Genomic DNA, 21,762 nt, shown 5'->3' with positions numbered 1-21,762 from the left:
CGATCTCGGCCCACGGCATGCGGGTTGCCAATACCGCGAGCGGGTGACGCAGATCGATCATCGCATCCAGCCGGGCGCGGAAAAAGTCCGGGGTGGTCATTGAAAACCTGCGCTCCAAATCTTCCAGAAAGTGAATGCGATTGCACTGGAAACTGGAGGATTCGGCAAGGCCTCAAGGGTGCTCAGCCCGCGCCGGGTAAGGGGCGGGCGGGTTGTTCAGGGCCGACTCAGTATCGGCCGGCAGACACTCCCACGAGGTGAATGTGCCCGGCGCCTGCCGGGCGGTGACGGCTTCCTCGTCGCGATGCAGGTAGTGGCGGATCATGCCGGTGCCGTGCTCGCCGTACTCGCGCAGCAGGCCTTCGAGACGCTCCAGCAGGTTTGCGCCCGGCGCGAACAGCGAGAAGTTCTCGGCACGGATGCGCGCGCGCTCCAGCGTGCGGCGCAGCTGCTGGCGATCGTAGGCGTGGAAGGCGTCGCCTTCGACCAGCGCGCCCTTCAGGCCCAGCTCCTCGAACAGGCGCATGAAGGCCTTCACGGCGGTGCTGGTGCCCGCGCCGCTCGCACCGGTGATACCGACGATGGGATGCTTGGCCGACATGAACGAAGGTTTATCGATCCGGTGATGCAGGGTTTTGCGCCGGCAGGTCCCAGACGTTCCGGAACCGGCAGCGGGCGATCAATAGCACAATCCGGCGCCGCGCGAATGAACCCGGCGCCGCCGCGGAAGATCCTCGCCGCCGGGGAGGGCCTGAAAAGGTTCATCCATCGTCATGGCGAGGAGCCGTAGGCGACCAAGCCATCCAGCGGCGCACGACGCAGGTGGCGTCTCCGGATCGCCGCGGCCGCTGCGCGGCCTCGCGATGACGACGTTATTCAGACCGTCCCTAGATGCGGCGGTAAGCGAGATCGAAGACCGCGTGGCCGAGCCGTTCGCCGCGCGCCTCGAACTTGGTCTTCAGGCGCGTCGCCGGACGCGGCACATAGGTCCGCTCTGCCGACAGATTGCGCAGGCCGGGCTCGGCGTTCAGCACTTCGAGCATGTGCTCGGCATACGGCTGCCAGTCGGTCGCCAGCGACAGCAGACCGCCGGGCTTGAGCTTGGCGACGGCCAGCTTCGCGAACGCCGGCTGCACGAGGCGGCGCTTGTTGTGGCGCGCCTTGTGCCACGGGTCCGGGAACTGGATGACGATCTCGTCGAGCGAGGCGTCCGGCAGCCAGTCGCGCAGCACCACGACGGCGTCGTCGCTCGCCACGCGCAGGTTGCGCGCGCCGGCCGCCTGCGCCCGATTCATCAGGCGGCCGACGCCCGGCCGGTGCACTTCGACGCCGAAGAAATCGTGCTGCGGCTCGGCGACGACGCGGCTGTGCAGGTAGTCGCCCATGCCGAAACCGATCTCGAAGATGCGCGGCGCATCGCGGCCGAACAGTGCGACCGGATCGAGCGTCGAAGCCGGCGCGCTGACGCCGTAAAGCGGCCACAGCTCGTCCATCGCGCGCTTCTGCGCATCGGTCATGCGGCCTTCGCGGCGCACGAACGAACGAATCTCGCGGCGATGCACCGCCTCGGCCGCCGCGCCGGCGAGCTGCGCGTCTTCGGTATCACTCATGCGTGCGCATCCATTCGGCGACCGCGCGATCGGCTACGGCCGGCTGCGCGGCGAGCGCCGCGATCACGCCGGCACGGTCGGCCGCCGTGCGGTTCTGGTTCATCTTGAACTTGGCGTCGAGCCGTTCGAGCGGCAGGCGGAACGCGACGATCGCCGCCGCGAGCCGCTCGACCCGCTGCGGATCGGCGTCGAAGTCCGGGTCGAAATGCGCGCTCAACGCGCGCAGCGAGTCGAGTGCGGCTGCGCCTTCGACGAGCTGCGGATGCCCGGCGACGTGTACCACGGCGTAGTTCCAGGTCGGCACGTGCTGCGCCGGCGACTCGTACCAGCGCGGCGACACGTAGGCGTGCGGGCCATGGAAGATCGCCACCGTGCGGCCATGTGCAAACGCCTGCCAGTGCGGATTGGCGCGCGCCATGTGGCCGTGCAGCGCGTCGCCCTGCAGCAGCAGCGGCAGATGCGAGATCTGCGGCTCCTCGCCGCCCACCGTCGTCACCAGCGTCGCGAACGGATGCGCGGCGATCAGCCGCAGCGCGTCGGCGCGGTCGCGGCTTTCGAAATGGCGCGGCGTGTAGAGCGACATCGGCCGGCTAGAATGGCAGGCCTTCGAGCGGCGACGACGCGCTCGCGTAGCGGCGGCGCGGCATGCGTCCGGCGAGGCGCGCCTCGCGGCCGGCCTCGATCGCCTTCTTCATCGCGCTCGCCATCAGCACCGGGTTCTTCGCCTCGGCGATCGCCGTGTTCATCAGCACGCCATCGCAGCCAAGCTCCATCGCGATCGCGGCGTCGCTGGCGGTGCCGACGCCGGCATCGACGATGATCGGCACCTTGGCGTTCTCGATGATCGTCAGCAGGTTGTACTTGTTCTGGATGCCGAGGCCGGAGCCGATCGGCGCCGCCAGCGGCATCACCGCGACGCAGCCCATTTCTTCGAGGCGCTTGCAGAGGATCGGGTCGTCGCTGGTGTAGACCATGACCTCGAAGCCGTCCTTGATCAGCACCTCGGCCGCTTCCAGCGTCGCGGTGACGTCCGGGTACAGCGTCTTCTGGTCGCCGAGCACTTCGAGCTTGACCAGCTTGTGGCCGTCGAGCAGCTCGCGCGCGAGCCGGCAGGTGTGCACCGCATCCTTGGCCGTATAGCAGCCGGCGGTGTTCGGCAGGATCGTGAACTGGTCCGGCGGCAGCACGTCGAGCAGGTTCGGCTCGCCGGCGTTCTGGCCGATGTTCACGCGCCGCACGGCGACGGTGACGATCTGCGCACCGCTGGCGACGATCGCGCGGCGGGTTTCGTCGTGGTCCTTGTACTTGCCGGTGCCGACGAGCAGGCGCGACGCGTACGCGCGCCCGGCGATATGGAGGAGATCTTCTGCGGCCATCTCGGATTCTTGCGCTGGGCGCGCGCGCCGGAGCGCGGGCGCCACGGTTTCGGGGCGCGCAGTATATCGCCCGCCGGCCGCTCAGGCCGGCGTCGGCCCGCCCCGCGACCAGCGACGCAGGCGCAGCGCCAGCGCGATCTGCAGCAGGCCGAGCACGATCGCCCAGGTGCCGATCAGCCAGACCAGCGAGACCGCCCCGGCGCCCGGAAACGCGATCAGATAGCCGGCGAACAGCAGCCACAGCAGGCCGGCCAGCGCCATCAGCCACTCGCCCTCGATCTGCCGGCGCAGACGGATCGCGGTGATGATCTCAAGCACGCCGATGACCAGCGCCCAGCCGGCGATCAGATAGACCAGCAGCAGCGCCGTCAGGCCGGGCAGCAGGAGCACGACGATGCCGGCGGCCAGGCTCAGCAGGCCGAGCAGCGCGTACGGCCCGTCGCGTCCTCGCACGCCGACGACGATGCTGAGGATGCCGTCGGCCAGCGCGTAGACCGCGTACAGCAGCACCAGCGCCGTCAGCGTCAGCGCCGGCCAGCCCCAGGCCAGCACGCCGAACAGGATCGCGGCGATGCCGCGCAGCAGAAACGCCCCCCAGTTGCCGGCAAAGGCCTGGAACAGGGACGGCGGAACCGGGGTAACGACTTTCATCCGGGCTTCTCCGGGCGGCGCTCGCCAGCGAACGGGAGGAACGGCGACAAGATGAAAAGTGGAGCGGGTGATGGGAACATCACGCCGCACTCAAATCATTGATTGATAACGGGTTTATTCCGTTGGCGCTACGGAATCAGGCCAGATTATGTACCTGTAGCGAGCCCCCGGCAACTCGGCGCGGCCGTTGCTGCCGCATTGGCTCACCCAGAGCCGTCAGACACTGCCCAGTGCCAGATGCACAACAGCCCCCAGCCTATCCATAGGCTCATCCAGCCACCTCACGTCTCACGCGGGGGCAACGCCGTCAGGCAGGAAGCCACCATGTTCATCGTCATGCAGGCTGAGGTACTCAAGTCGCCATTGATCCACACGCCGAAGGTCGGCGAGGGTCATGTGTGTATCCGGGACTGGCTCGCAGGCGTCGAGGGCGATTTCCGTTGCCGCATCGGGAGGGCCGTACGCTTCGATGAAAAGCGCTCGCAATTGTTGCACTACGCTCTCGGCGGACTCACGCGCACCTGGCCCACCTTCGATGGCGTCATAGGCCACCGATATGGACAACGCATAGGGCTCACCATCAGAAGCCTCGATGCCCCGCTGCTCGCCCAGATCGAAGAACAATCCCACCAGATGTCTGGCTTCCGGAGCGAGGATGCGGGCGATCCGGCTCTTGACGTCCCTCTTGCCGACACGCTTCGCAAGCCGGTTCTCGAAGGCGTTGGGGAACGCGGGCCGGCCATAGCGTGCCGCCAGCCATTGCTTCAGGGTGCGCTTCGATTCATCCGAAAGCGACGCTTCAAGAAACCGAGACGCGCCCCGGCCAAACTCGACTCTCGGGATGGACCTTTTCTCCGCATGCCGCAACTCCAGCACCATCGATCCTCCATCCGCCTTGTCATACGCAAGATGCAGCCGCCGGGGGTTCTTGGCATGGGACAGTTGCGGATCCCCACGGGCATCGCCGATCAAGTCCGCCACGATGACCTCAATACAGGGTTCGTGCGGGTGAGGAATGTCACAGTCGTGGGAGATCACGACAGCGAAGCGGCCATCCTCCAGTGACTCGACCAATCCCAGTTGCAGCGATCCATCGCTGGTCAGCAAATCTCCCTGCCGCCATGACGTCTCCCGGTCCAGCATCGCGCGATCCCCGAATCACTGCTCGGGATAGCCAGGAATGGAAGCAGCGGAACGCCAATCATCCGTTGGCGCGGCCTTGCTCTTGGGCAGTCCCGACCTTTCGTATGCCGCATCCATGGCCTGAGCCTCTGAAATCAGGGTTTGGACATGCTCCATGACAGTCTGGTTTGCAGCGATGAGATCCAGGAGAGACCTGCCGTCAAACGCCTTCATCTTCAGCATCATTGGCGCCCGTTTGACGCCTGCTTCGCGAAAGGCGTCGGCCACTTGGCTGAGTGCCTGTATCCGAGCGAAGTTGTCCGCTTCTGGCGTCGACTCCCCCCCCAGCCATTTGTAGATCGCTTGCCGGGAAACACCAAAGGTCCCGGCGAGATCAGCGATTGCTGGATTGAGCACCTCACGGATGTTGGCCAGATGCTCCGAAGCGCTTCGCAGATCGGGACGAACTGCCTCCTCGCCATCCACCTCGATTTCGACGTGAATGGGAGTCCGCGCCTCCACCAGCCTGCGCCATTCCCCCGCCCGGGTCACATCGAACACGCTGCCAGTACCGCCAACCAACTGCGTGATCCCCATCAGGGCGAAGGCAGCCGTGGCCGCGACTCGAACGGGTACGATCGACGGCGAAGTCCTGATTGTCGGGAATGTCTCGGTGTACATGTGGGGGTCTCCAGCGTTACGCCCATGCCCGGCGCGCGTGATCCGTGGTGGTCGCCTTGAACACGGACTTGATTGGGACATGCAGCGAGCGCAGTTGTTCTTCGAGCTTGCCGAGATCGATAGGCATGCGACCTTCGCAGAAATGGTCGGTGTCGAGCACACCATGCTCACGTGGCGTGGACATGGCGAAACGCGGATTCAGTGCCAGCCCGTTCGGCAACATGTCGGGAGGGAAACCAAGCTGCGCCGTTGCCCTGTATACCCTTGCAACCAAGGTTCCGACGGGAACGAGTGGACCAACATCGGTTGAAAACACGGACTCACTCATTGCGTGTCGGCGAACCGCGTCGAATCCCACCCCATGGACGCCACCGACAAGGTACTGTTCAACGGACTCTCCGTCTGATGGCACCACCGCATCCAGATAGCGCAACCCAAGCCGCCCCACGTGGTCAAGGCTGACCGCATCATGCACGGCATCCAACCCACGCAGTAATTCCGGAATGAATGTCTTGTGGGTGTCGTAATGCGTCGTATGAAACGTGATTGTCGAAGAGGACAGGATGAAGCCCGCAGATCGATCACTCCTGGTCAGGAGCCAGGATACCGTTTGCTGGATCTTTGGTTCGGCTTGTTGTGCCTGGCCTGGCCCGGACACGACCAAGTGAGTGACCTGCTGCGGCTCGAACAAGGGATACCCTTCACGACGCAGTCGATCTTGTATTTGGTCGACATACTTGACCATGGCCGCCACCGGATTGAAATGCGCCTGTGCCAGCGCGTAGTACACCGGCGCATTGGACATTCGTTCGCTCACAGGCCGCTCCATCTTCTCGGTTGACACTTCAGTTGCCAGTTTACACCATGGTTGACATCCATTCCAGGGGACTTGCTCAATGCGGCTGGATCAGGGGGACGCAAGCTGAGGAGAAGGCGCCGTCAAAAGCCTTCCATTACGTCGACACTCCCGCTCGCGCCACCATCGCCGGCTCCCGACGTTCGCCCAGCCGGCTGCCCTTGCCTGCGGGAAACGCTGCGCACCCGCTGTGGCAACAATTCCCGCACCAGTTCCATGCCAAGGGCGTCCTTCTCCAGGGTCATCGCCCGTGACAGGTCATCGAGCCGGCCCAGCACGTGCAGCGCGCGCAGGAAGGTGTGCAGCGCGGTGCCGGGATAGCCATCTTCCATGCGCCTGACGGTGCTCAGGGACGTGCCGATGCGCTGCGCCAGGTCTTCCTGGCTCAGGCGGCGCATGCGCCGCGCCGCCGAGATGTCCTGCCCCAGGCGGCGCAGCGCACGCGCGACGGGCTGCGGCATCGCCACCTGCGCTCCAGAGCGCTTCTGACCGGAAGAGGACATGAATTAAGCCGCAAATATGAATTTAATTCAGCAATAAGCATTCAAATTTGAATGCATAAGTATGATCTAGTCAACAAGCCCAAGTTTGGAATTAGTAGGCAATGAAAAGGCTGGCTTCTGTCGGTCCGCTGCTACCCCGCTTGCAGTTCTGGGGACCACGCGCTGCGCCATCGCGCTGTCTGATCGCTGCATGACGATCAGGCCACCAATGTCCAATGAGACCCGACAGGCAATCCCCTCGTCATCGCTCAGTCCTGTCGTCGGAACTACCCAATCGCTCCTTCCCATGAGTGCGGAACCGGACTGTCATGCTTTGTCGATCTAGAGGCAGACCTCCCGCGTCTTGCCCGAAACCTCGCCGCACCCCGTCGAAGCGCCATCGCCACGCCTGTTTCTGCCCGAACTGCGTCTGCTGATAGACCGTCGCTGTCTTGCACGCCGGTAACGCCCAGGCTCGAACGCAAGAAGACCGAATTCGTCTTTCGCCACGATGGCGTCTGTAGCAAAACCTCGTTATCGAGCCATCCTGCCATGAGCAGTCAACCGCTTGAAGCATACCGCCACGCAGAGGCTCGGGGCTGGTGGACAAGCGCCATATCGACAGGCGGCTGCTCTGGTGAACATCCGTCATCCCGGCCTTTCCCACAAGCCAAGCCGCCACCGTCTCGCGCAGTGAAGGCGCGTCCCGGCAGCGATTCCAATCAACGAGAGGAAACAGATGTCCTGAATCCTGTTACCAGGGAGCAGCCATGCGAAAGCCTTCATCCGGCCCCCAAGCCAAGGTCTTCTACCGTCCGATCGAGGCGGCCATCCAGTGGGCGGGACTGTCGCGTTTCGAGCGCCGCATCCTCGATGTCACCAAGGGGATGAACCGCTTGCCGGAGCACCCCGAACTGGCACGCTGGCCACAGCTTCGCTTGAACGCGGAACGGATCTACGACGCACTGGTGCATCTCGACCTTCCCTACGGCAAGGACGGCATCACGAGCAACGACCCCGCCTTGCTCGATGACCCCAGCCTCACAATTCGCCACGTCGATCTGAAGGCCTGGATGATCCGTTTCTATCCCGACCAGCGACCGGCCTTCCTGTTCGATGCCTTCGAGCGTCACCTGCACCCGGCCGTCAGTGTCGATGCGGTGCAGGCACTGGTCATGGATCGCGAGGCGTTGAAGCTCCAGCTTGCCGACAGGGTGCAAGCCTGGGATGCGCTCTATGCCCAGTTCCAGGCGCTCAGCCAGGAGCACCAGGCGCGCACGGAGCGCGAGAAGCGTTCCGGGGTGCCGGGCGCCCGCAGTGAGTCCACCTACCTGAACATCGTTGGCGGTCTTCTGACCCTGCTGCTGGGCAAGTCACCCAATGGCGTTCCCTATTCGTCCTTCGAGACGCTGGAATCGGTCATCAGTGCGCTGGTTGCCCATTACGGCGACAAATCCGGGATCAGCGAGCGAACGCTGTGGGCGAAGTTTTCGGCAGCCAAGCGTCATCTCGCCACTCAGGACCGCTGACTGCAAGTGCAGACGGCGTGTCTGCACTTGCAGTGACTGCGCGGAAACCGCGCTATTGAATACGGGGCACGTCCATCACCGCCGCTACACAGCGCCAAGGAGTGCCCCTCGTGACTGCCCAGACCATCGCCACCGCGACGCCGAACGAACACCGCATCCTGCGCCGCGCGGAAGTCGAGGCCAAGACCGGCTTCAAGCGCGCCCACATCTACAACCTGATCAAGGAGGGCAAGTTTCCCAAGCCCCTGCGCCTCGGGGTACGCGCCATCGGCTGGGACTCGGTGGAGATCGACCAGTGGATCACCGATCGACTCAGGGAGCGGGCGTGAGCCCGCGCTCCGTCGGAATCCCTTCCACGAGGAGTCGCGCCATGCAGGTGGTATCCATCATTTCGACCAAGGGTGGCGTCGGCAAGACGACCACCGCGGCGAACCTGGGCGGTTTCATCGCCGATGCGGGACTGCGCGTGCTGCTGCTGGACCTGGACGTACAACCCACCTTGTCGAGCTACTTCACGCTCGGCACGCATGCGCCTGCCGGTATCTACGAGATGCTGGCCTTCAACGAGCAGCGTATCGAGCAATTGGCTTCGCAGACCGCTGTGGCAGGTCTCGACCTGGTGGTGTCGAACGACCACCGCGGCGAACTGAACACATTGCTGCTGCACGCACCCGACGGCCGGCTGCGCCTGCGTCACCTGCTCCCCGCGCTGTCATCGCACTACGACCTGCTGCTGATCGATACCCAGGGAGCGCGCAGTGTACTGCTGGAGATGGCGGTACTGGCCTCCAGCCTGGCGCTGTCGCCGGTGACACCGGAAATCCTGGCGGCGCGTGAGCTGAGGCGCGGCACGCTGCAACTGATCGAGGACATCGCTCCGTATCGGCACCTCGGCATCGAGCCGCCACCGCTGCGCTTGCTCATCAACCGTGTGCATCCGGTTTCGTCGAACGCCCGACTGATCCAGCAGGCCCTGCGACAAGTGTTCCAGGCGCACGCTGGCATACAGGTCCTGAACACCGACATCCCGGCCATCGAAGCCTACCCACGTGCCGCAACACGAGGACTGCCGGTGCATCGCGTCGAGTACCGGCAACCAGTGGGCCGTACTGCCCCTGCGGCGTTGGAGACGATGCGTGCGCTGGCTGGCGAGCTGTTCCCGGCATGGAGGGAGCGCTTTGCATGCGTTACCGGCAGAGGCCGCGCAGGGGGAGCCAGTCATGGCGAACGCGCATGAACTGGCCCGCGGCCATGCGCGGCTGCGCGCGCTGATCGAGTTCGCGCTGGGCGAAGGTTGGCACGTGAAACGCACGCGCGGCGGGCACCTGATGTTCACCAAGCCCGGCTGCGCCGCGATCTATACCAGCTCGACCGCGAGTGATCACCGCGCCAGCCGCAACGCACGCGCGCAGCTTCGCCGCGCCGATCGTCAGGCACCGGCGGCATCTCGGGAGAGCAGCGATGGCTGAGCCGACGCCGCAGGACATGGCCGCCAAGCTGCTGGCCACCGGCTTCGAGCGCAGCGGTCCTTCGGCCGGGGCGTTGACCGACCCCATCGCCGACACACCGATGGTGGTGACGCTGGACGAGCTGCGCCCCTATGAACATGACCCGCGCGTGACGCGCAACCCGGCCTACGAGGAAATCAAGGCGTCGATCCGCGAACGCGGGCTGGACGCGCCGCCGGCGATCACGCGCCGGCCGGGCGAGGCGCACTACATCATCAGGAACGGTGGCAATACGCGGCTCGCCATCCTGCGCGAACTGTGGAGCGAGACCAAGGAGGAACGCTTCTTCCGCATTGCATGCCTGTTCCGCCCATGGCCGGCGCGCGGCGAAATCGTGGCGCTGACCGGGCACCTGGCCGAGAACGAGTTGCGCGGCGGGCTGACCTTCATCGAGCGGGCGTTGGGCATCGAGAAGGCGCGCGAGTTCTACGAGCAGGAAAGCGGCCAGGAGCTATCGCAAAGCGAACTTGCGCGGCGGCTGACTGCCGACGGCTATCCGGTGCCGCAGTCGCACATCAGCCGCATGAACGATGCGGTGCGCTATCTGCTGCCGGCGATCCCGACGCTGCTGTACGGCGGATTGGGCCGGCATCAGGTGGAACGGATCGCGGTACTGCGCAAGGCGTGCGAGCGCACCTGGGAGCGGCGTACGCTGGGCCGCACCGTGGCCGTGGACTTCGCCACCTTGTTTCAGGACGTGCTGACGCAGTTCGACGCACAGCCGGACGACTTCTCGCCGCAGCGGGTGCAGGACGAACTGGTGGGCCAGATGGCCGAGTTGCTGGAGGCCGACTACGACACGCTGGCGCTGGAAATCAACGACAGCGAAAGCCGCCAGCGTGCGCTGACCAGCGAACCGGCGGCGCCGATGCCTTCGGCGGCGTCTGTCGTGCCTGCTGCTCCTTCCGCACCGGTCTCCGCACCTCAGCAGCTACCCGTGTCGTCCGTACCGCGCGACACCACGCCGGTCTCGCATGCGGTGTCAGCAGCGACACCGCCTGCATCGCCCGAAGCGCCAGAGGACCAGCGCGGACCACGCGACGAGCGCCTGCAAGGGCACATCGTGACACCGGCACCGACCACCGAGCGCCTGCAGTCCATCCAGCGGATGGTCGCCGACCAGCTTGGCGACAAGCTGCCCGACTTCGAGGCCGATGCGCTGCGTGCGATCCCCGTACAGGTCGGCGGGCTCTATCCCATCTCGGACGTCTGGTACGTCGAGCCGGGGCTGGACGCGCCGGATCGCCTGCGCGTGCACATCGCGCAGTTCGCGCGCGAAATCGGCGAGGAAGCGGCGGTTGCCGACCACATCGAGGCCTGCGTCGGCGGCATCGGCTTCGTCTGCGTGGCGCCGGCCGTGGGCCAGGCGAAGGTGCTGCCGGCGTTCGCGCGGGCGGTACTGACCCTGCTGCATGCGCTGAGTGCGGCGCCACCCGCCGCGAACGGATTGGACCGCGCGCGGCTGGCCGACGAACTGGCGGCGCTGCTCCATGGCCACGGCGGCTCGGCTACACGTCTGAGCGATGCTGCGCTGGTGAAGCTGTTCCGTCTGCTGCGCCTGGCGCGCCGGCTACTGGATCTGGAAGCCGGCGTAGCGAGCCAGGATTCCTGAGCGCAGGAGGCTCCCGCATGTCGGCACCGCACCCACTCAACCAGGCCGTGATCGCCCAGGCCCTGCATGACCTGCGCAACGGCCAGTTGCGCCGCTGCAAGGCCATGGGCTTCGGCGAGGAGGAACTGGATGCGCTGAAGCACCCCGAACTCGTGAGCATGCTGGTGAATGCCACGGTGTCGTGGTGTTCGGTGTCGGTGAACCGGGAAGTGTTGAAGCGGCTGCTTAGCCAGGTGCACGACGTGGAGCGGGAGATCGCTACGGTGGACCGCATGCTGCGCCTGGGGGCGAGCACGGAGATGGTCAGCAAGTTCTACGGCCTCACGCATCAGGAAGTGGCGCTGCGCCGCGACATCCTCGGGCTGCCCAAGCGCAAGGGCCGGCATCCGGTGCTCGACGAGGCGCAGGACGTGGCCTTGTGGGAACGCTGGAAGGCCGGCGTCGCCGAGCGCCATGTCGCCCTGACCGACGACATGGCGATGCTGGCACTGACCATGGACCTGGCCGAGGCCATGAGCCTGCCTATGTCGGTGATCTGGTCGGCGATACGGAACTGGATCGACCAGGGGCTGGTGTAGCCATGGCCACGTCCGGCACACCACGGCGCGAAGGTCCCGTTGCGCTGTCGGCGGTGTTCGACGAGGCGCTGCGGCACCTTGGGCCGCAGGAACCGGCACAGGGCACCGCGCCGGCCGCCGACGGGTTCCTCTACAGCGGCAACCGCCATGAGAGCGTGCCGCGCCGACTGTTCCTCGACCGGCGCCTGACCCCGCTGGAGCGCAACGCCTGGCAGGTGTTCCGCCTGCAGCTCAACGACGACGGCGTGACCGCCTTTCCCACCTACGACCAATTGCGCCCCTACCTGGCCTCGATGCCCTGCGGGGCGCAAGCCTCGCACGAGACCGTGGCGCGCGCCCTGACGCTGCTGCGGCTGACGCGCTGGCTGAGCCTGGTGCGACGACGGCGCGACCCGAAGACCGGCCGCATTCAAGGCAACCTCTACGTGCTGCACGACGAACCGCTGTCGCCCTTCGAGGCGATGCAACTCGATGCCGACTACCTCGGACTGGTCAGCCAGGCGCTCACGCACGCGGCGAAGGCGGTGCAGATCGTGGGCATGAACACGCTCAAGGAGATTGCCGAAGACCCGCTGCTCAGCGGCCGCACGCTGCCGACCCGCCTGCAGGTGCTGGCGCAGCGCATGGCGCTGCATGGATGGACGACGCCAGGTTATCCACAGGAGGGTGCGGACCACGAATCCGAAGAAGGCCAGGAAGCCCTTCTTCGGAATGCTGCGCGCCCGTCTTCGGAATCCGAAGCAGGGCCGAAACCCGCGCCGGATAGCTCTCTTCGGATTCCGAAGGAGGACCGTACAGTACGTAATGATCGTATAAATGAAGTACGTACAGTACCGCGCGCGAGGGCCTTGCAGAACCTGCTGCTGCCAGACCGCTTCCAGCGTTTGAAGCACGAGCAGCAGTCCGGCGCGCTGGTGGCCTTGCGGCAGGTGGACGAAGCCCAGCGGCAGGCGGTGCTGGACGAATGGGAGGCGCGCTGCTGCAACAGCTCGGTGCGCAACCCGGCTGGCTACCTGTTCGGCATCATCCAGAAGGCGATCCGTGGGGAGTTCAAGGCCTGGGCGGGCGACAGCGCCACGGTGTCGCCTGCTTCCCGTCCACCCGCGCCGGCACCGGCGCCATCGGCACCGCCGGTATCCCCCGAAGTGGCGCGCGCCCACCTGGCGCGGCTGCGGGCGGCCCTGCGCGACCCGTGACCGGCCGAGCTATCCCCAGGGGATAGCTGGGACAGGGAGCCTTCTGGCGGGCAGTCGGCCCGGCCCTGGCTCTTGCGCGAGTCTCAATTGAGATACAAAATACAGCCTGATGCACAAACAGGAGAGCCGAGATGGCCGCACAGACTTCGATGCTGCATATCCGAGTGGACGACAAGCTCAAGGCCGATGCCGCCGAGAAGCTCGCCGGGGTCGGCCTCACCGTTTCGGACGCCGTGCGCATCCTGCTGACCCGTGTGGTCAAGGAAGGCGCGCTGCCGGCTGGCCTCACGGCCGACCCGGAGGCCTACGATGCCTGGTTCCGGGCGAAGGTCCAGGAGGCGCTGGCCGACACACGGCCGCCGGTGCCGCACCAGCAGGTCATGGACGAGGCGCAGGCCCTGATCGACAGGAAGCGGCGTGCGCGTACTTGAGTGGCGGCAAGCTGCCCGCGCCGACCTGCTGGCGATTGTTGACTACATCTCGGACGACAACCCCGATGCCGCGCAGCGGTTGAAGGACGACATCGAGGCCAAGGCCGCGAAGCTGCCGGAGCGCCCGAAGCTCTACCGGCCTGGCCGCGTGGCCGGAACGCGGGAGATGGTCGTGCGTGCGAACTACGTGGTGGTCTACATGGAGGACACCCGCGCGGTGTCCATCCTGCGCGTGTTGCACGCCGCGCAGCAGTGGCCGCCGGCACGGGAGTGAAGGCGGTTTTCCTCACTGGAGATTCACCATGAATGCCAAGGAGCCTGAAGCAGCCAAACTCAAGGCGCTGCAGGAAGCAGCTTGCATGGGCTGGGCCGACATCGCCGCCGGCCGCCATGCCGGTGTCGCCGACGGCCAACTCGAAGGTTTCATTGCACAGTTGGGACAGCAGGCGGCGCTTGCCGTCGCTACCCGCCGCGAGGCTATCCCCAGGGGATAGCTGGGACAGCCAGCCTTCCCGGCACGGACAAACCAGGCGCACGCCGATTGCGGTTTGTTGACTGACGGCCTTCCGGTCGGTGCCGATGCTGGCGACTCGTTCCGTTAATGCGAGTCGTCACCCATGGCCAATGAACCCCTGCAATTGAATCTCGGGTCGCTGCGTAGCGCGATGTCGCTGACGCTGCACACTCATCACGCTTCGCGCATCTGGCACGGCCGTGCGCCGACCGAGGGACGCGCCGGCATCATCGGTCTCAACGGCTTCATCAGCGCCATGAACAAGATGAAGCGCGGCGCCGAGCAGGACGATCCGTACTCCGATTTCTGGATGCTGCGTATCGAAGACAAGCTGGAGCAGACCAAGAGCACGCTGCAGGCGCTGCGCGAGCAGGTGGACCAGGCGCTGGCCGGTGTACCCCCGGCGCTGTCGTTGGGCGATAACATGAACGTGCAGCCGGTGAAGCTGCCGCTGTTCGTGAATGCCCAACTCGGCTTCATGGCGGTGTACCTGCTGGCCGACTACGACGACCTGGCGCGCAAACTCATCCTGGCGCACCACACGGCGCTGATCGACCGCAGCACCTTGGAGCGCTGGCTCAATGACGGCGCGCACGCGCTGCGCAGCCTGTTCTCGCTGGCCCAGCAGTACCGCTACTCGGGCGCGACGCGCGACGACTTCGCGGCGAAGAACGCTGCGGCGCGAGCGGCGCTGGAGAAGTTCGGCGAGTTGCCGCAGGACGTGCTGGAAGGCACGCGCCGCTCGCGCTTCGCGCCACCCATCGCGCGGCGGTCGAACAAGCCCGGCACGCCGCCTGCTGCGCCAGCCATCGTGCCCAATGCGTCGGCTCACACGGATGGCGCAGCCGATGGTGCGGCGGGCGATGAGGGTGCAGGCGCATGACGGCATCGATCCCCATCGGCCACTCCCCGCGCTTCGTGGCGCTGGAACAGGCGGACTTCCAGCGGCTGGAACACGCGGGCTACCTAAAAGGCCTTTTACAGCCCTTTAAGGGTAAGGGGAGTCTGGAGACCTGGGCCAGCCAGTGCGCAGCGCTGCGCGACGACCTGATTGGCCTGGCGCAGCGGCGTGTGCTGCCCCAGGCACGCGCCTACCCCTTCAGCCTGCTCGACGTGCAACTGGCCCAGCAGGCCACTGGCGCAGGGACGACCTTCCTGCGCTGGCGCAACCTCGACCGTTCCTCCATGGGCGTGGCGTTGTGGGAGTCCCTGCTGGCCAACCCCGCGACACCGGCCTCGCTGATCGACGAGCTGTACGCGATCGAACTGCAGCGAATCGTGCTGAACATGCAGATCAGCCTGACCCACAGCATCGCTCGTCAAGCCCTGGAATGCGCCAACAAGGCCGCGCAGGCCGAAGCGGCCTACCTGCGGCGCGTCCACGGGAATACCGCGTCCGTTCCACCCACCACCAAGGAGTCACCATGAGCACGCACTTCGTCGGCGAGGGCAACATCGGTTCTGCGCCGGACTACCGCGAATTTCCGAACGGCAACGACGAGCCGCGCCGGCTGCTTCGCCTGAACGTCTACTTCGACAACCCGATCCCGAAGAAGGACGGCGAGTACGAAGATCGCGGCGGCTTCTGGGCGCCGGTGGAGCTGTGGCACCGCGACGCCGACCACTGGAAAGACCTGTATCAGAAAGGTATGCGGGTGCTGGTCGAGGGCCGCACCGTGCGCGACGAATGGGAGGACGCCGACGAGAACGAGCGCGTCACGTTCAAGGTCGAAGCGCGGCGCGTGGGCATTCTGCCGTATCGCATCGCGTCGGTGGCGCTCAGCGCCAAGCCGGCCGGCGGACAGTAGTTCGCCCATCGCCGTTCCCCCGAGGGCGGCTGTAGCAACCGTCATACGCCCGCGATGCACCAGCGAGCTATCCCCAGGGGATAGCTCCAAGGTCGTCCACGGAGTTCCAGCCGCCCTCCCGAAACGACGCTCTTGCTGTGCCAGCACCTGCGGCTGCGCCAACGGACCGCCTGCCGATCACAAAGCGGTGTCTGCATCAATCGGCTTCCTTGCTGCCGGCATCTCCCGGTCCCGCCAAGCTGACGCCCATCCGATGACCCGCACATTTCCAAGGAGGCTTCATGCGCGTGTTCCTGTGCGAGAAGCCGTCCCAGGGCAAGGACATCGCCCGTGTGCTGGGTGCCGGTCAACGCGGCAACGGCTGCTACAGCGGCGCGGGTGTCGTCGTGACCTGGTGCATCGGTCATCTGGTGGAGGCGGTTCCACCCGAAGGCTACGGCGAGCAATACAAGCGCTGGGCCATCGAGCAACTGCCCATTCTTCCTGAGCGTTGGCGTGTCGAGCCCAAGGCGGCGACCGCAGCGCAATTCAAGGTCGTGCAGCAGCTCGTCGCCAAGGCGGGCGAGCTGGTGATAGCGACCGACGCCGACCGCGAGGGCGAGATGATCGCCCGAGAGATCATCGACCTATGCGGCTACCACGGGCCGATTCAGCGCCTGTGGCTGTCGGCGCTCAACGATGCGTCGATCCGCAAGGCACTGGGTGCGCTGAAGCCCTCGGCGGAGACGCTGCCGCTGTACTACTCGGCCCTGGCCCGTTCGCGTGCCGACTGGCTGATCGGGATGAACCTAAGCCGGTTGTTTACGCTTCTAGGTCGGCAGGCCGGCTACACCGGCGTACTGTCGGTGGGCCGGGTGCAGACGCCGACGCTAAAGCTGGTGGTGGATCGTGATCGCGAGATCGCACGTTTCGTCTCGGTGCCGTTCTGGGCGATCGAGGTCACGCTGTCCCATGCCGGCCAATCCTTCATTGCAAGTTGGACGCCGCCGCAGGGTTGTATTGACGATGCTGGCCGTTGCCTGCAACAGCCGGTCGCCCAGCAGGCCACCGACCGCCTGGGCGCCGCCGGCAGCGCCCAGGTGGTGTCGGTCGAGACGGAGCGCATGCGCGAAGGTCCGCCGCTGCCGTTCGACCTGGGCACCTTGCAGGAAGTGTGTTCCAAGCAGTTGGGCCTCGACGTGCAGGAGACGCTGGACATTGCCCAGGCGCTGTACGAGACGCACAAGGCGACGACGTATCCGCGCTCGGATTCGGGCCACCTGCCTGAGAGCATGCTGGCCGAGGTGCCGGCCGTGCTCGACAGCCTGGTGAAGACCGATCCCAGCCTGCGGCCGCTGATCGACCGCCTGAACCGCCAGCAGCGTTCGCGGGCCTGGAACGACGGCAAGGTCACGGCGCATCACGGCATCATCCCCACGCTGGAGCCGGCGAATCTCTCGGCGATGACCGACAAGGAGTTGGCCGTCTACCGGCTGATCCGTGCCCACTACCTCGCGCAGTTCCTGCCGCATCACGAGTTTGACCGGACGGTGGCGCAGCTCACGTGCGGCGGGCAGTCGCTGGTGGCGGTCGGCAAGCAGATCGCGGTGGCCGGATGGCGCCAGGTGCTGGCGGCGCCGGCCCTTGACGACACGGACGGAGAGGATGCACGGCGCGGCCAAGTATTGCCAGCGTTGAAGGCTGGCGATGCCTGTCTAGTCGGCCAGGTCGAACTGAAGGTATTGAAGACGCTGCCGCCCAAGCCCTACACGCAGGGCGAGCTGGTCAAGGCCATGAAGGGCGTCGCCAAGCTCGTGACCGACCCGCGCCTGAAGCAGAAGCTGAAGGACACCACGGGCATCGGCACCGAGGCGACGCGCGCCAACATCATCAGCGGGCTGCTGGCCCGCGGCTATCTCTTGAGGAAAGGCCGCGCCATTCGCGCATCGGATGCGGCCTTCACGTTGATCGACGCCGTGCCGGCGGCCATCGCCGACCCGGGGACCACGGCGGTGTGGGAGCAGGCACTGGACATGATCGAGGCCGGCCAGATGGCACTGGACACCTTCATCGCCAAGCAATCGAGCTGGGTCGCCCAGCTCGTGCAGCAGTACCGCGGTGCCACGCTCGCCATCAAGCTGCCGCCCGCGCCGAACTGCCCGCAGTGCGGCGCCCCGATGCGCCAGCGTAGCGGCAAGAGCGGCGCGTTCTGGTCGTGCAGCCGCTACCCGGACTGCAAAGGTACGCAGCCGGTCGAAGATGCCCCGGCAGGCAAGCGCGGCGCATCCGGTCGCACCTCCAGGACACCGCGCCGGCGCCCCAAGGCGAACTGACGCCCACGCCTCCCTCTGCCCCGCCGGCCCTTGCGGACGGCGGGGCAAACCTCCCGCGCCCCGCGGGACTCCCCAGCGCGCGTTCCCTTCTGCAACGGTGTGCGCGTCCTGCACAGGCCAATCACGGCTTGCAGGGCGAGAAGGTCATTGCTTCGTCGAATCGCGCTCGCCGCGATTCCGCTGATCGAAGTGCTTCCGTCCATCCACGAGCGGTCTCCTGACGCCTTGGCCCGCAAAGCTGCGAGGTGCCAGGAGACCGCTTGCGGTCGACGGTATTCGGTGCCGGTGCCCGCCGGCGGAACAACGGGTTCCCTTTGTGTGTGGATGCACGCCAGAGGATGCCGGCCCCAGCCACGAAACGGGCCGGGTGAGATTGCTGACGCAGCGAATGGCTTTGACGACGGCCTGGCCTGCTTGCAGCCCACAGGTGGATTGATTCTTCTCCAGCCGAAGCCTTACGGGGCTTCGGCGCCTTTGTCGTGGGCGGACGGATCGTGCACTGCTGCTGCCGGCAGTGCTCGGGCCAAACCGGACGGCGGGCGGTTCCGTTTGATCGGCGACGGTGCGCCGCCGCGCTTCCATCCTTCCCGCATGTGTCGCTGACGGTCGTCAGCACCATGCCCTGGCAGCTCCGGTCTTCAAGGCTGCAACGCGCCTCGCCGCGTTGACCGATCCAGTCCGCCTCGCACCGACCACCGCGGACGCGCGTCGCCACGACGCGGGTGCTTTCGATGTTCAACCTTTCGGGAGGTCTCCGCTCCCGACAGGGCGTGGTGCTCCCGGTCTTCAACCACCAGGAGAAACCATATGTCCCTCGCGTTCGCATCGGCACCTTTGAGTGCTGAACAGGCCCGCGCCGAATCCATCGGCTACCAGGCCCTGGCCTACGTTGGCAAGCGCCTGCCCCTGCAGGTGCTCTGCAGCGCAGCCGGCCACTACATCGGCACCGCCGATGCGGATGGTCCCGTCTCGCGCGAGTCGGTCAGCTTCTTCCGCTCGCACCACGCTGCCGAGCACGCCCTGCAAACGGGCCGCTGGCAGCAGCGCCTCCACCCGTGAATCCCATCATCAGGAGCCCCCGTCATGAACCGTGCTCTGCCTCAAGAGGTACTTGATCAGATCAAGCTGGAAAACCAGCACTTCGCCGCCGCGCCCCAAGCCTTCTTCGAGGCCTGGAAGCGCGGCGCGCAGATCGCCGGCCACGAGTGGTTCGGCGACGGCACACGCGAAGGTCTGCAGCGTGCCACCACCAAGTGGGACCTGCGGCCCAACATGCTGATGCTCAACGACGCACTGGGTGTGCTGAGCAGCGGTCAACGCATGTTCCTGTCCGCGATGGTGAGCTTCTACAACGCCCGCGAGGGCGGCGCGATGCTCAAGCGTTGCGGCTTCGAGGGGCTGTCCGACTTCGGCGGCCTCGATCTGGAACGGCGCCAGGTCATCGCTGACCTCACGCTGAACTACAACGGCTGGTGAGCCGCGCCTGGCAACCCACCGTCCTTTCATCCCACCCCACGAGGGACATGCGTCCCCGTTCGGGGCCATGTCCCTCCTTCTTTTCGCAGGAGCGGCCATGGCCCGAATCAGCATCTTCCACTGACCTGCACCGCCCGCCACCAGTGCGGCCCGACGCCGCGGCCGGTTGACCGGCTGCCACTTCATCCACCCGCTGGGGTTCAATCCCCGGCAGGGGATTGCCTCGGCCATCCTCTGCTGGAGTAATCCCATGTCCCGTTCCAACAACCCCTTCGTCCGCGGCTACGATGGCCTGTCCGTGCAGCGGCTGCTGGCGATTTCCTACGACGACGATTGCCCGCTGAGCTATCTGCCGCTGCACGTCTCGCAGTCGCACCTGCCGGACAGCCAGGTCGAGCGCCATGCCTGCGTCTTCTGCGACGACTTCGCGCTGATCACGGAAGGCCAGAACGTGCCGCCCGAGCTGGGCGCGCAGTGCCCCAGCCACGGCATCGCCCGAAACCTGGTCTACGCCGTCATGGCCGAAGAAGCCGGCCAGCCGCTGCACGTCGGCGATACCTACTCCGAGGAAGCCGCGCGCGAGGTGGTGCGCCGCCTGCGCTTCGAGACCGGGTTCTACAGCCGTGCCTGGGAAATCAGTTCGGCGCACATCACCGAGGAGGCCGGTCGGTTCCTCGCCGAACTGGCGGACATCGCCACGCCGAGCGGTTTTCTGTTCGTGGCCTTCCGCATTCCCTACAGCCCGGCGGTCGGCGTGAAGCTGATCGCCACGCCCTGGACGGATGCGAACCTGCAGCATGTCGAGGGCATCACCGCCGAAGAGCTGCGGCAGGAGCACCGGGCCAAGGGCGTGCCGGAGTCCCTCGTGGAGGTGTTGCACCTTGCTGCGCTCGCCGACGTGCGACTGCTGATCTTCGATGCCGACGCGCCCGTGCTGGACGGACTGACGCTCTACGACGACGAGTAACCCGCAACCCATTCGAGCCCCACGTCGGGGCTTTTCTTTTTCACGGAACGCGGTGCCGGCGCATTGCCGATTCCCAACGGACGGCCGCAGCCATGTGCCGCACGCTGGCCGCATGTTCGCTGGCGTTGCCGGCAGCATGCCCAGGCAGTCGAGACCTTCGAGACTGCGGCGCGGTTCGCCGTGCTGGTTGCTTCGTTCTCCGGGCGCTCCCGCGTCCATCCGCCTCACCCTCAAGGGATCGACCTCCCTTGCGGGCGGGAGTCCCTTGGTTGCCACAAGGAGTCTCCCCATGGATACCCAAGCCATCCGCGCACAGATGCCGACGCTCGTCGTCGGTCATGTGCCTTCCAACGTCCGTTCGTTCAAGTTCAACATCTTCGACGGCCAGCCCAAGGTTTCGACGCTGGGCTTTCACATCGACCCGAAGCCTTTCGCGGGCAAGGTCATCGCCACCACCGACGAGGCCATCATTGTCAATACGGCACGGGCCGAGTTCGCGGTGCTCGATCGCGCCCTCGTGACCGAAGTGCCCGACGAGGGCGCCAAGGTGCAGGTCGAACCCTATGTCAGACGCCGCTTCGACGGTCAGCGGGCGGACACGCCCGAGGAGCAGACCGAGTTCACCGCCGACGGCCAGCCCTACACGGTGAAGCGGTTCGTGCTCGGTTCCGCACCGGCGAAGCTGCCGATCCCCGAGCCGCGCTGCCCCGAGCTGCAGGAACTGGTCGTCCAACTGGAGCAGTTGCCCGCTCCCTGAACCGCCCCGACTATCTCGGAGGCTCCACTCTTTGAGAGGATGGAGCTATGAGCAAGAAGCAGACGCGGTATTCACCGGAGGTCAGGGAGCGCGCGGTGCGGATGGTATTCGAGCACCGTGGCGAGCACGGATCGCAGTGGGCGGCGATCCAGTCGATTGCGGCGAAGATCGGCTGCGAGGCCGAGACGCTGCGGCTGTGGGTTCGCCGGCATGAGCGGGACCACGGGCTGCGGCCCGGCGTGACGACGGCCGAGCAGGACCGGCTCAAGCAGCTGGAGCGCGAGGTGCGCGAGCTG

At 66.1% G+C, this 21,762-nt stretch carries 27 protein-coding genes and 1 pseudogene; 19 read left to right on the top strand and 9 right to left on the bottom strand.

Annotated elements, in window-relative coordinates; all coding sequences use genetic code 11:
- Positions 1–172: 172 nt before the first annotated feature.
- From H149_RS21685 to H149_RS0118295, 9 genes are all read right to left on the bottom strand, one after another.
- Positions 173–601: a nucleoside/nucleotide kinase family protein gene (locus H149_RS21685; protein WP_020651229.1), complete on the bottom strand. Its 429-nt coding sequence runs from the start codon at positions 599–601 to the stop codon at positions 173–175.
- A 286-nt stretch (positions 602–887) separates the two neighbouring features.
- Positions 888–1,610 carry a tRNA (guanosine(46)-N7)-methyltransferase TrmB gene (gene trmB / locus H149_RS0118335; protein WP_020651228.1) on the bottom strand — a complete coding sequence of 241 codons (723 nt, stop codon included), beginning with the start codon at positions 1,608–1,610 and terminating at the stop codon, positions 888–890.
- Positions 1,603–2,193: an FMN-binding negative transcriptional regulator gene (locus H149_RS0118330; RefSeq protein WP_020651227.1), complete on the bottom strand. Its 591-nt coding sequence runs from the start codon at positions 2,191–2,193 to the stop codon at positions 1,603–1,605. Before H149_RS0118330 ends, trmB begins: the two co-directional genes overlap by 8 nt.
- A gap of 7 nt (positions 2,194–2,200) precedes the next feature.
- A complete protein-coding gene (locus H149_RS0118325; protein ID WP_020651226.1) occupies positions 2,201–2,986 on the bottom strand; it encodes a thiazole synthase in 786 nt (261 codons plus the stop codon).
- Positions 2,987–3,067: 81 nt separating this feature from the next.
- Positions 3,068–3,637: an HdeD family acid-resistance protein gene (locus tag H149_RS0118320; protein WP_020651225.1), complete on the bottom strand. Its 570-nt coding sequence runs from the start codon at positions 3,635–3,637 to the stop codon at positions 3,068–3,070.
- Positions 3,638–3,925: 288 nt separating this feature from the next.
- Entirely contained in the window at positions 3,926–4,780 is an 855-nt protein-coding gene (locus tag H149_RS0118315; RefSeq protein ID WP_020651224.1) for a hypothetical protein, read from the bottom strand.
- Between the two features lie 15 nt (positions 4,781–4,795).
- Positions 4,796–5,440, bottom strand: coding sequence for a transcriptional regulator (locus H149_RS0118310; protein ID WP_026353308.1), 645 nt, complete (start codon positions 5,438–5,440; stop codon positions 4,796–4,798).
- Between the two features lie 16 nt (positions 5,441–5,456).
- Positions 5,457–6,257 carry a TIGR04255 family protein gene (locus tag H149_RS21680; RefSeq protein WP_211213636.1) on the bottom strand — a complete coding sequence of 267 codons (801 nt, stop codon included), beginning with the start codon at positions 6,255–6,257 and terminating at the stop codon, positions 5,457–5,459.
- 122 nt (positions 6,258–6,379) lie between these two features.
- Positions 6,380–6,799, bottom strand: coding sequence for a helix-turn-helix domain-containing protein (locus H149_RS0118295; RefSeq protein WP_026353307.1), 420 nt, complete (start codon positions 6,797–6,799; stop codon positions 6,380–6,382).
- Positions 6,800–7,548: 749 nt separating this feature from the next.
- Between H149_RS0118295 and H149_RS0118290 the strand changes: the two genes are divergently transcribed.
- From H149_RS0118290 to H149_RS0118200, 19 genes and pseudogenes are all read left to right on the top strand, one after another.
- Positions 7,549–8,307, top strand: a complete 759-nt coding sequence (locus H149_RS0118290; RefSeq protein WP_020651219.1) for a hypothetical protein — start codon at positions 7,549–7,551, stop codon at positions 8,305–8,307.
- 110 nt (positions 8,308–8,417) lie between these two features.
- Complete coding sequence (locus tag H149_RS0118285) at positions 8,418–8,636, top strand: AlpA family transcriptional regulator (RefSeq protein ID WP_009461157.1); 219 nt, start codon at positions 8,418–8,420, stop codon at positions 8,634–8,636.
- Positions 8,637–8,677: 41 nt separating this feature from the next.
- Positions 8,678–9,544, top strand: a complete 867-nt coding sequence (locus H149_RS0118280; protein WP_020651218.1) for a ParA family protein — start codon at positions 8,678–8,680, stop codon at positions 9,542–9,544.
- On the top strand, positions 9,528–9,776 hold the full coding sequence (locus tag H149_RS0118275) for a hypothetical protein (RefSeq protein WP_020651217.1): 249 nt from the start codon (positions 9,528–9,530) through the stop codon (positions 9,774–9,776). The genes H149_RS0118280 and H149_RS0118275 overlap by 17 nt, the downstream gene beginning before the upstream one ends.
- Entirely contained in the window at positions 9,769–11,427 is a 1,659-nt protein-coding gene (locus H149_RS0118270; protein WP_020651216.1) for a ParB family protein, read from the top strand. Before H149_RS0118275 ends, H149_RS0118270 begins: the two co-directional genes overlap by 8 nt.
- 17 nt (positions 11,428–11,444) lie before the next feature.
- Positions 11,445–12,005, top strand: a complete 561-nt coding sequence (locus H149_RS0118265) for a DUF2857 domain-containing protein (RefSeq protein WP_020651215.1) — start codon at positions 11,445–11,447, stop codon at positions 12,003–12,005.
- Positions 12,006–12,007: 2 nt separating this feature from the next.
- Complete coding sequence (locus tag H149_RS0118260) at positions 12,008–13,201, top strand: STY4528 family pathogenicity island replication protein (protein WP_020651214.1); 1,194 nt, start codon at positions 12,008–12,010, stop codon at positions 13,199–13,201.
- 131 nt (positions 13,202–13,332) lie between these two features.
- On the top strand, positions 13,333–13,632 hold the full coding sequence (relB, locus tag H149_RS0118255; protein WP_009618210.1) for a type II toxin-antitoxin system RelB family antitoxin: 300 nt from the start codon (positions 13,333–13,335) through the stop codon (positions 13,630–13,632).
- On the top strand, positions 13,619–13,906 hold the full coding sequence (locus H149_RS0118250) for a type II toxin-antitoxin system RelE/ParE family toxin (RefSeq protein WP_020651212.1): 288 nt from the start codon (positions 13,619–13,621) through the stop codon (positions 13,904–13,906). The genes relB and H149_RS0118250 overlap by 14 nt, the downstream gene beginning before the upstream one ends.
- A 28-nt stretch (positions 13,907–13,934) precedes the next feature.
- The gene (locus H149_RS0118245; RefSeq protein ID WP_020651211.1) at positions 13,935–14,126 is read left to right on the top strand and encodes a hypothetical protein; all 192 of its coding nucleotides are present in this window, start codon (positions 13,935–13,937) and stop codon (positions 14,124–14,126) included.
- Between the two features lie 123 nt (positions 14,127–14,249).
- Positions 14,250–15,029 (top strand): PFL_4669 family integrating conjugative element protein, encoded by a 780-nt coding sequence (locus tag H149_RS0118240; protein ID WP_026353306.1) that lies wholly within the window; start codon positions 14,250–14,252, stop codon positions 15,027–15,029.
- Positions 15,026–15,574 carry a DUF3158 family protein gene (locus H149_RS0118235; RefSeq protein WP_020651209.1) on the top strand — a complete coding sequence of 183 codons (549 nt, stop codon included), beginning with the start codon at positions 15,026–15,028 and terminating at the stop codon, positions 15,572–15,574. The genes H149_RS0118240 and H149_RS0118235 overlap by 4 nt, the downstream gene beginning before the upstream one ends.
- Positions 15,571–15,954, top strand: coding sequence for a single-stranded DNA-binding protein (locus tag H149_RS0118230; protein WP_020651208.1), 384 nt, complete (start codon positions 15,571–15,573; stop codon positions 15,952–15,954). The genes H149_RS0118235 and H149_RS0118230 overlap by 4 nt, the downstream gene beginning before the upstream one ends.
- Positions 15,955–16,235: 281 nt before the next feature.
- Complete coding sequence (locus H149_RS0118225; protein ID WP_020651207.1) at positions 16,236–18,266, top strand: DNA topoisomerase III; 2,031 nt, start codon at positions 16,236–16,238, stop codon at positions 18,264–18,266.
- A gap of 807 nt (positions 18,267–19,073) precedes the next feature.
- Positions 19,074–19,325, top strand: coding sequence for a hypothetical protein (locus tag H149_RS0118220; protein WP_026353305.1), 252 nt, complete (start codon positions 19,074–19,076; stop codon positions 19,323–19,325).
- A 24-nt stretch (positions 19,326–19,349) separates the two neighbouring features.
- Positions 19,350–19,742: a hypothetical protein gene (locus H149_RS0118215; RefSeq protein WP_020651205.1), complete on the top strand. Its 393-nt coding sequence runs from the start codon at positions 19,350–19,352 to the stop codon at positions 19,740–19,742.
- A gap of 250 nt (positions 19,743–19,992) precedes the next feature.
- A complete protein-coding gene (locus tag H149_RS0118210) occupies positions 19,993–20,709 on the top strand; it encodes a DUF5983 family protein (RefSeq protein ID WP_020651204.1) in 717 nt (238 codons plus the stop codon).
- A gap of 289 nt (positions 20,710–20,998) precedes the next feature.
- Positions 20,999–21,463 (top strand): annotated as a pseudogene (locus H149_RS21675) (GTPase); the annotation flags it as partial.
- A gap of 50 nt (positions 21,464–21,513) precedes the next feature.
- A partial coding sequence (locus tag H149_RS0118200; protein WP_020650680.1) for a transposase occupies positions 21,514–21,762 on the top strand: 249 nt, incomplete at its 3' end.

Origin of the sequence: Solimonas variicoloris DSM 15731, from assembly GCF_000382285.1 — a bacterium.
Lineage (GTDB): Bacteria > Pseudomonadota > Gammaproteobacteria > Nevskiales > Nevskiaceae > Solimonas > Solimonas variicoloris.
Note: the sequence above shows the minus strand (reverse complement) of the source record. Positions and strands in the feature narration are given on the sequence as shown.

What these genes read in the sequence shown, in the direction of transcription:
- H149_RS0118225 (WP_020651207.1), top strand. Translation starts at nt 16,236, where the DNA reads ATGCGCGTGTTCCTGTGCGAGAAGCCGTCCCAGGGCAAGGACATCGCC.
- H149_RS0118210 (WP_020651204.1), top strand. Translation starts at nt 19,993, where the DNA reads ATGTCCCGTTCCAACAACCCCTTCGTCCGCGGCTACGATGGCCTGTCC.
- H149_RS0118215 (WP_020651205.1), top strand. Translation starts at nt 19,350, where the DNA reads ATGAACCGTGCTCTGCCTCAAGAGGTACTTGATCAGATCAAGCTGGAA.
- H149_RS0118260 (WP_020651214.1), top strand. Translation starts at nt 12,008, where the DNA reads ATGGCCACGTCCGGCACACCACGGCGCGAAGGTCCCGTTGCGCTGTCG.
- H149_RS0118330 (WP_020651227.1), bottom strand. Translation starts at nt 2,193, where the DNA reads ATGTCGCTCTACACGCCGCGCCATTTCGAAAGCCGCGACCGCGCCGAC.
- relB (WP_009618210.1), top strand. Translation starts at nt 13,333, where the DNA reads ATGGCCGCACAGACTTCGATGCTGCATATCCGAGTGGACGACAAGCTC.
- H149_RS0118265 (WP_020651215.1), top strand. Translation starts at nt 11,445, where the DNA reads ATGTCGGCACCGCACCCACTCAACCAGGCCGTGATCGCCCAGGCCCTG.
- H149_RS0118230 (WP_020651208.1), top strand. Translation starts at nt 15,571, where the DNA reads ATGAGCACGCACTTCGTCGGCGAGGGCAACATCGGTTCTGCGCCGGAC.
- H149_RS0118270 (WP_020651216.1), top strand. Translation starts at nt 9,769, where the DNA reads ATGGCTGAGCCGACGCCGCAGGACATGGCCGCCAAGCTGCTGGCCACC.
- H149_RS0118220 (WP_026353305.1), top strand. Translation starts at nt 19,074, where the DNA reads ATGTCCCTCGCGTTCGCATCGGCACCTTTGAGTGCTGAACAGGCCCGC.
- H149_RS0118275 (WP_020651217.1), top strand. Translation starts at nt 9,528, where the DNA reads ATGGCGAACGCGCATGAACTGGCCCGCGGCCATGCGCGGCTGCGCGCG.
- H149_RS0118240 (WP_026353306.1), top strand. Translation starts at nt 14,250, where the DNA reads ATGGCCAATGAACCCCTGCAATTGAATCTCGGGTCGCTGCGTAGCGCG.
- H149_RS0118245 (WP_020651211.1), top strand. Translation starts at nt 13,935, where the DNA reads ATGAATGCCAAGGAGCCTGAAGCAGCCAAACTCAAGGCGCTGCAGGAA.
- H149_RS0118235 (WP_020651209.1), top strand. Translation starts at nt 15,026, where the DNA reads ATGACGGCATCGATCCCCATCGGCCACTCCCCGCGCTTCGTGGCGCTG.
- trmB (WP_020651228.1), bottom strand. Translation starts at nt 1,610, where the DNA reads ATGAGTGATACCGAAGACGCGCAGCTCGCCGGCGCGGCGGCCGAGGCG.
- H149_RS0118320 (WP_020651225.1), bottom strand. Translation starts at nt 3,637, where the DNA reads ATGAAAGTCGTTACCCCGGTTCCGCCGTCCCTGTTCCAGGCCTTTGCC.
- H149_RS0118310 (WP_026353308.1), bottom strand. Translation starts at nt 5,440, where the DNA reads ATGTACACCGAGACATTCCCGACAATCAGGACTTCGCCGTCGATCGTA.
- H149_RS0118325 (WP_020651226.1), bottom strand. Translation starts at nt 2,986, where the DNA reads ATGGCCGCAGAAGATCTCCTCCATATCGCCGGGCGCGCGTACGCGTCG.
- H149_RS0118280 (WP_020651218.1), top strand. Translation starts at nt 8,678, where the DNA reads ATGCAGGTGGTATCCATCATTTCGACCAAGGGTGGCGTCGGCAAGACG.
- H149_RS0118290 (WP_020651219.1), top strand. Translation starts at nt 7,549, where the DNA reads ATGCGAAAGCCTTCATCCGGCCCCCAAGCCAAGGTCTTCTACCGTCCG.
- H149_RS0118295 (WP_026353307.1), bottom strand. Translation starts at nt 6,799, where the DNA reads ATGTCCTCTTCCGGTCAGAAGCGCTCTGGAGCGCAGGTGGCGATGCCG.
- H149_RS0118315 (WP_020651224.1), bottom strand. Translation starts at nt 4,780, where the DNA reads ATGCTGGACCGGGAGACGTCATGGCGGCAGGGAGATTTGCTGACCAGC.
- H149_RS21685 (WP_020651229.1), bottom strand. Translation starts at nt 601, where the DNA reads ATGTCGGCCAAGCATCCCATCGTCGGTATCACCGGTGCGAGCGGCGCG.